Source organism: Dietzia sp. KRD202, assembly GCF_017168155.1.
GTDB lineage: Bacteria > Actinomycetota > Actinomycetes > Mycobacteriales > Mycobacteriaceae > Dietzia > Dietzia kunjamensis.
This window is the reverse complement of sequence record NZ_JABFAN010000121.1, coordinates 1-2,265: the sequence shown is the minus strand read 5'-3', so window position 1 is coordinate 2,265 and position 2,265 is coordinate 1. Positions and strand designations below refer to the sequence as shown.

The following is a 2,265-nucleotide window of genomic DNA, read 5'->3' as shown; positions in this document are numbered from 1 at the left end:
CCGCCGGGGCCGTCCCGCTCGTGCCCCCCGGATCCGCCCTCGTCGACGAGACGCCGAGGACTCGTCGACTCCTGGCCGACTACGAGTACCTGGCCCGGGATCAGATCTACTGTGGCGTCCGTATCCGGGTGGAGGCCCGGGCCTCGAGGGTGATCTCGTGGACCCCGTCACCTTCCGGGCCCGCCCCGCCACCGACGTCGTCTCGGATCTGGTGGAGTCCCTGACCGGCGAGTTGAACCGGTCGGGTGACCTCGACACCGTTCGCACCCTGCTCGACAACGCGCTCTACAACGGCAGCAGTGCGTTCCGGCAGCGCCAGGCCCTCCGTCGGCGGGGGCACCCCCACGACGTGGTCGACCTGCTCGCGGCGGAGACCGCCGGGATCAGCGGTCCCCGGTCGGCGGTCCCCGATGCCCACTCACGACTGTTCGGCGTCTACGAACCGATCGAGGGCCTCGACGCCGACCCGAGCTGGGACGAGGCGGTCGAGGAGGGGGGTGCCCCCCCGTGAGGCCTACGCTCCCGTGATGTCGGCCCTGGACCGGGCGGGCACCGTGCGGCTCCGGTCGCGACAGGTGACGGCGGAGAAGGAGGCCTCGGTGGCCGGGGTGACGTTCCGGGTCACCGGACAGGAGCGGCCCCAGGCGTTCCCCATGGATTTCGTACCCCGCATCATCTCGCCCGAGGTGTGGCGGGTGCTGGCCGCCGGCACCGAGCAGCGCGCCCGCGCCCTGGACGCCTTCCTCGACGACATCTACGGCCAGCGCGAGTTCGTGCGCGCGGGTCACCTGACGCCCGAGTCCCTGGACCGCGCCCCCGGGCACCGCAGCACGGGACGGGTGCAACGACCGGGGCGGACCCGGGCGCACATCTGCGGGATCGACCTGGTGTGCGGCGACGATGGCACGTGGTTCGTTCTGGAGGACAACGTCCGGGTGCCCTCCGGGATCGCCTTTTCCCACGCCCTGCGACAGATGACCACCTCCCTGTTCGGCGACCTCACGGGCGGGTTCGATCTCCACGCGCCCGACCAGGCGTTCGGCATGATCCGCGAGACGCTGGAAGCGGCCGCGCCGCCGGCCGCCGGGGACGGGCCGAAGCTCGCGGTGGTCTCCTCCGGGCCGACCGACTCGGCGTGGTTCGAGCACCGACTCATTGCGCAGCGCAGCGGACTGCCGCTGGTCACACCCGACCGGCTCACCTTCCGGGACGGGGTGCTGCATTATCGCGCGGGCCGCGACCTGCACCGGGTGGACGTCATGTACGCCCGGATAGATGAGGACATGCTCCTCAGCTCGCCGGGGGACGACGGCATCCCGCTGCGCGACGGGCTGCTCGACGCGCTCGGCGCCGGTCGCCTGACCATCGCCAACGCCCTCGGCAACGGGGTGGCCGACGACAAGGCCGTCTACGCCTCGGTCCCGGCCATGATCGACTTCTACCTGGGGGAGACCCCGATCCTCGAGCAGGTCCCCACCTACCTGTGCGCCGACCGGACCCAGCGGGACCTCGTGCTGGACCGCCTCGGCGAGCTCGTGGTCAAGCCGATCGACGGGTACGGCGGACTCGGGATCACCATCGGACCGGAGTGCTCGGAGGCGGAGCTGGCCGCCCGCCGGGAGGATCTGCTCACCCGGCCGGAGGGGTTCATCGCCCAGGAGGTCGTGCCCCTGTCCACGTTGCCGACCTTCGACGGCACCCGGATGCAGCGCCGACACGTGGACCTGCGTGCGTTCGCCCACGTCCGACGCGAGGGGGGCAGGACCACCGCGCACGCGGTCCCGGCCGGGCTCACCCGGGTCGCGCCGGCCGGATCGATGATCGTCAACTCCTCGAGGGGCGGCGGCGGCAAGGACACGTGGATCATGCGGTGACCCCGCGCCGGGCCCGCGGATCTGCTGCGGGTGCGGGCCCGCCCGGGTTCGCTTAGCGTGGGAATGATGACCGACGCACAGCGATGGATCAGAATCGAAGAGGAACTCCACCTCGTCGACACGAGGACCCGGCGACCAGTTCGGCGCGCCGCGGACGTGCTCGCCGCTCTCGGCGACACCGGGCAACGGGGGCAGGAGGGCCACGTCCGGCCGGAGCAACACGGCGCGATCGTGGTCGCGGACGCGGGCCCCCACACCGGGCTCGGCGAGCTCGGGGACGCCCTCCGCCGCAACCGGACCCGCCTGGCGGAGGCCGCCAACGGACTGCGGACCGGGGTGGTCGCGGCAGGGTCGCTGGCCTCGCCCGGCGTGGAGTTCGACCCCGCCCCGC

Annotated in this window: 2 protein-coding genes and 2 pseudogenes; all 4 read left to right on the top strand. The window is 72.8% G+C overall.

Annotation, left to right across the window (positions count from 1 at the left end; translation table 11 throughout):
* A pseudogene (locus J1M64_RS20090) lies at positions 1-224 on the top strand (hypothetical protein); the annotation flags it as partial.
* Positions 158-511 (top strand): hypothetical protein, encoded by a 354-nt coding sequence (locus J1M64_RS20085; RefSeq protein ID WP_241261808.1) that lies wholly within the window; start codon positions 158-160, stop codon positions 509-511. The pseudogene J1M64_RS20090 and the gene J1M64_RS20085, both read left to right, overlap by 67 nt.
* Positions 512-527: 16 nt before the next feature.
* The gene (locus J1M64_RS19265; protein ID WP_241261807.1) at positions 528-1,874 is read left to right on the top strand and encodes a circularly permuted type 2 ATP-grasp protein; all 1,347 of its coding nucleotides are present in this window, start codon (positions 528-530) and stop codon (positions 1,872-1,874) included.
* A gap of 66 nt (positions 1,875-1,940) precedes the next feature.
* Positions 1,941-2,265: pseudogene (locus tag J1M64_RS19260) on the top strand (glutamate--cysteine ligase); the annotation flags it as partial.